This window comes from Variovorax sp. YR750 (assembly GCF_900109805.1).
GTDB lineage: Bacteria > Pseudomonadota > Gammaproteobacteria > Burkholderiales > Burkholderiaceae_C > Variovorax > Variovorax gossypii.
On the sequence record NZ_FOBJ01000052.1, the window covers coordinates 1 to 1391 of the forward strand.

1 protein-coding gene is annotated in these 1391 nt (G+C 68.0%); it reads left to right on the forward strand.

Annotated elements, in window-relative coordinates; genetic code table 11:
• Positions 1–1391 (forward strand): acyl carrier protein (locus BMY35_RS37485; protein ID WP_143080858.1); only part of this gene is annotated, 1391 nt, incomplete at both ends.

The following is a 1391-nucleotide window of genomic DNA, read 5'->3' on the forward strand; positions in this document are numbered from 1 at the left end:
ATTCCGGGCTCGCCGGCACTGACGCCGCAGGCCTGGCGGCGGTTGCTCGAGGCGCAGGGGTTCGTGGACGTGCGCCATCCGGCGGAGGTGGCGCACGGGCTGGGCCAGCAGATCGTGGTGGGCCTGAGCGACGGCATCGTGCGGCAGCGGCAGACCGTTGCGGCTCCGCTGGTTGCGACCCCATCGCACGGACTGCCAGCGCAGGACATGGCACCGCGGTCGGTCCGAGAATCCGCGGCGTCGATCGGCGACGCGCTCGAGGAGAAGCTGCAGTCGTCGCTGGCGCGCGCGGCGGCGGAGCTCTTGAAGCTCGCGCCTGAACGGATCGATCCGCAGTCCGAGCTGAGCAAGTTCGGCTTCGACTCCATCACATTGGCGTCGTTCGCCAACGTCGTGAACGATCAGTTCGGGCTGGAGCTGACGCCCACGGTGTTCTTCGAATACCCGACGCTGGCTGGCCTGAGCGAGCACCTGGTGCGCGAGCACCGGGCGGTGCTGGCCAGGCAGTTGGGTGGGACTGAGCGTGCCTCCGCAGCGGTCAGGGTCACGATCGGGGACGCGCTCGAGGAGAGGCTGCAGTTGTCGCTGGCGCGGGCGGCGGCGGCACTCCTGAAGCTCGCGCCTGAACGGATCGATCCGCAGTCCGAATTGAGCAAGTTCGGCTTCGATTCCATCACATTGGCGTCGTTCGCCAACGTCGTGAACGATCAGTTCGGGCTGGAGCTGACGCCCACGGTGTTCTTCGAATACCCGACGCTGGCTGGCCTGAGCGAGCACCTGGTGCGCGAGCACCGGGCGGTGCTGGCCGGGCAGTTGGGTGGCACGGAGCGTGCCTACGCAGCGGTCAAGGTCACGACCAGCGACGCGCTCGAAGAGAGGCTGCAATCGTTGCTGGCGCGCGCGGCAGCCGAACTCCTGAAGCTCGAGCCGGAACAGATCGATCCGCAGGTCGAGTTGAGCAAGTTCGGCTTCGACTCCATCACGTTGGCGTCCTTTGCCAACGTCGTGAATGACCAGTTCGGGTTGGCGTTGACGCCGACTGTGTTCTTCGAGTATCCAACACTGGCCGCTCTGGTCGAGCATCTGGTGCGCGAGCACCGGGCCGTGCTGGTCACGCACTTGGGCGATACCGTTGCGGCGGCGCCGGAGCGGGCGGTCGCGCAGATATCAATCGCGCCGCCGACTGCGGGACGCAGGCCGCGTGCGCGCTTCGCGCAGGCCATGGCGATGCCCCCCGAAAGGCATGCAGCGGCCCCGGCCCCGGCCGCGGTTCCTGTCAAGCCGGAGCCGATCGCGATCATCGGCGTGAGCGGGGCGTTCCCGCAGGCGGAGGATCTGGAGGACTTCTGGGCGAACCTGGCGAGCGGGCGCGACTGCATCGGCGAGATACC